The sequence below is a fragment of the Simplicispira sp. genome, from assembly GCF_028687295.1.
In the GTDB taxonomy this organism is placed as follows: Bacteria; Pseudomonadota; Gammaproteobacteria; order Burkholderiales; family Burkholderiaceae_C; genus Simplicispira; species Simplicispira metamorpha.
In genome coordinates this window covers 3570-6193 of sequence record NZ_JAQUAL010000178.1, presented here as the reverse complement: position 1 = coordinate 6193, position 2624 = coordinate 3570, and the positions used below count along the sequence as shown (strand labels likewise).

Annotated in this window: 4 protein-coding genes and 1 pseudogene; 3 read left to right on the top strand and 2 right to left on the bottom strand. The window is 63.7% G+C overall.

The features are described 5' to 3' along the window. Positions 1 to 77: 77 nt before the first annotated feature. Positions 78 to 1199 (top strand): RNA-guided endonuclease InsQ/TnpB family protein, encoded by a 1122-nt coding sequence (locus PHX69_RS14800; RefSeq protein ID WP_288044704.1) that lies wholly within the window; start codon positions 78 to 80, stop codon positions 1197 to 1199. Between the two features lie 4 nt (positions 1200 to 1203). Here the strand turns inward: PHX69_RS14800 and PHX69_RS14795 are convergent. After that, a pseudogene (locus PHX69_RS14795) lies at positions 1204 to 1305 on the bottom strand (cytochrome d ubiquinol oxidase subunit II); the annotation flags it as partial. 184 nt (positions 1306 to 1489) lie between these two features. Then, the gene (locus PHX69_RS14790) at positions 1490 to 1939 is read right to left on the bottom strand and encodes a type II secretion system protein N (protein ID WP_288044703.1); all 450 of its coding nucleotides are present in this window, start codon (positions 1937 to 1939) and stop codon (positions 1490 to 1492) included. A 100-nt stretch (positions 1940 to 2039) separates the two neighbouring features. Here PHX69_RS14790 and gspG point away from each other — a divergent pair, with 100 nt between their 5' ends. Then, entirely contained in the window at positions 2040 to 2489 is a 450-nt protein-coding gene (gene gspG, locus PHX69_RS14785) for a type II secretion system major pseudopilin GspG (protein ID WP_288044702.1), read from the top strand. Positions 2490 to 2491: 2 nt separating this feature from the next. Beyond that, on the top strand, positions 2492 to 2624 hold a 133-nt coding region (locus tag PHX69_RS14780), incomplete at its 3' end, for a type II secretion system protein (protein ID WP_288044706.1).

The window sequence follows — 2624 nt, the reverse complement described above, 5'->3', positions numbered from 1 at the left end:
CCGTCCTCAGGGGCGGTTGTGCAGCGGTGCCCAATTGCGCTCGCTTTGGATCTGCATCCATTGAATAATCCAACGCTATGGACTGCACCAAAACCCTGCGCCTGCGCATCAAAGACAAGCACGCCCGCGTGCTCTCTGCGATGGCGCGCGAGGTCAACCAGGTCTGGAATTTTTGCAACGAAACCAGCCACCGTGCGATTCGGGAGCGGCGCCAGTGGCTCTCAGGCTACGACCTGCAAAAGCTGACCAACGGCTTCAGCAAGTGCGACGGTGTTTTGATTGGATCGCCCACCGTGCAGCAGGTGTGCGAGGACTACGCCAAGGCGCGCAAGCAGTTCAAGCGCGCCAAGCTGCGCTGGCGTGTCTCCAGCCCGCAAAGCAGCAAGTACAGCCTGGGCTGGATTCCATTCAAGGCGCGGGCCTTGCAATACAAGGCCGGGCAGATTGCCTTTGCGGGCCAGAAATTCAACCTCTGGGACAGCTACGGCCTGAGCGACTACGAATTGCGCGCGGGCAGCTTCAGCCAGGATACGCGCGGGCACTGGTATCTGAATGTGGTGGTCAAGGTGCAGCCCAAAGCCACGGCGGGTACGGCCAGCGTCGGCATTGACCTGGGCCTGAAAGAAGCGGCAGTCGCCTCCACGGGCGAGCGCATCGAGGGGCGCTTTTACCGCAAGCTCGAATGCCAGCTCGGCATAGCCCAGCGGGCGCACAAGAAAAAGCGCGCCCGCGCCATCCACGCAAAAATTGCCAACCAGCGTAAAGACTTGCTGCACAAGTTCAGTAGCGCGCTGGTCCAAAACAACGCCGCCATATTCGTGGGCGACGTAGCCAGCGCAAAGCTGGTCAAAACCAAGATGGCCAAAAGCACGCTGGACGCGGGCTGGTCAACGCTGAAGACGATGTTGGAATACAAGAGCCACCAGGCCGGTATCGTCTTTGAGGTAGTGAATGAAAACTACACCACCCAGACTTGTTCGTGCTGCGGGGCCATCCCTGCCAGCAGTCCGAAAGGTAGAGCAGGTTTGCGAATAAGAGAATGGGTTTGCAGAGAGTGCGGCGCGCAACACGACCGCGATGTCAATGCTGCCAAAAACATTCTCGCGCGCGGGCTAGCGCGTCTTGCAGAAGGAACTCCGGCTGAAGATGGGGACTGCGCTCATGCGCCAAGAATCCCCGTCATTCATGACGGGGAGTAGTCAAGTCTTTTTCTGCATCGGTGGCAAAGGGCAGCAAGATGCCCACGCCCAGGTCGTAGCCGTCCAGCACCACGTAAGCCAGCAGCGCCAGGCCCATGATGGCCATGAAAGCCAGCGGCAGTACTGAAAATTCACAACGAAGACAACATGGGAATGGCGTTAGCCGCACCACCCCAGCCCGCAGGCAAGTGCATAAAACGGGTTCGCGATGCTTCAGGTGCAGCGCAGCACCGCAGGAGGTCTTTTGCGGGCAGGCCCTGGTTTGGTGCGAGGCTGCCGCGTGCGCTGCCCTAGCGGCGCTGCGGCATTTCCAGCGTCAGCGCAGACTGGCCGTTGAGCGCGGCCCCCAAGCGGGCCTGGCGCGGCCCGAGAGACTGCAAGACCCAACCTGCATCGACCTGCGCGCCGACACGGTACGGCTTGGGTGGCTGGCCATCCAGCGCGATCAGAGCGACGCCGCCACCGCTGTCGCGCCCGGCCAGTACCCCCACCAGCGCAAAGCGGCTCGACGCCGATGGTGCGGGCGCTGCGGCCGGCGCTGCCACTGGCCCGGCACCCAACAAACGGGCCATGGCCTGCACATCGGGCGCGGGCGGCGCCACCGCCACGGCCGCCTCGGGCAGCGTGGCTGCCGGAGCCGACAGGCGCAAACCCCAATAGGCCACACTGGCCGCTGCCAACGCTGCCAGTGCAAAGGTTGCCAGGCGCACGCCCCAGCTGTGGTCAAGATTTGTCACCATCGCAGGATTATCATTCAGCCGATTTGCGCGGCGCCTGTGCCGCACCTGCCGCGCTGTGCCCCGCACCGCACCCTGTTTCCCCCACCCGATTGCCCTTGCCATGACACGCTCTTTCTCCTTGGTGCGCACCGCGCGCCGCCGCCTGGCCGCTGGTTTCACGCTGATCGAGTTGATGGTGGTACTGGTCATCATCGGCGTACTGGCAGCGCTGGTCGTGCCCAACGTGCTCGATCGCGCCGATGACGCCCGCACCACCGCCGCACGCACCGATGTCACCAACCTGATGCAGGCGCTCAAGCTCTACCGCCTGGACAACCAGCGCTACCCCACCGCCGAGCAGGGTCTGCAAGCGCTGATTGCCAAGCCCACCACCGGCCCGCAGCCGATGAACTGGAAGCCCTACCTCGAAAAGTTGCCCAACGATCCCTGGGGCCGCCCCTACCAGTACCTCAACCCCGGTGTGAAGGGCGAGATCGATGTGATGTCCTTCGGCGCCGACGGCCAATCGGGTGGCGAGGGCAAGGATGCGGATATCGGCAGTTGGCAGTGACTTTGCGGCGCGCGCGGGGCTTCACGCTGCTGGAGCTGCTGGTGGTCGTCAGCATCATGGCGCTGGCCACCGCCGGTGTGGGGCTGGCGCTGCGCGATGGCAGCCAGCAGTCGCTGGAGCGCGAGGGTGAGCGGC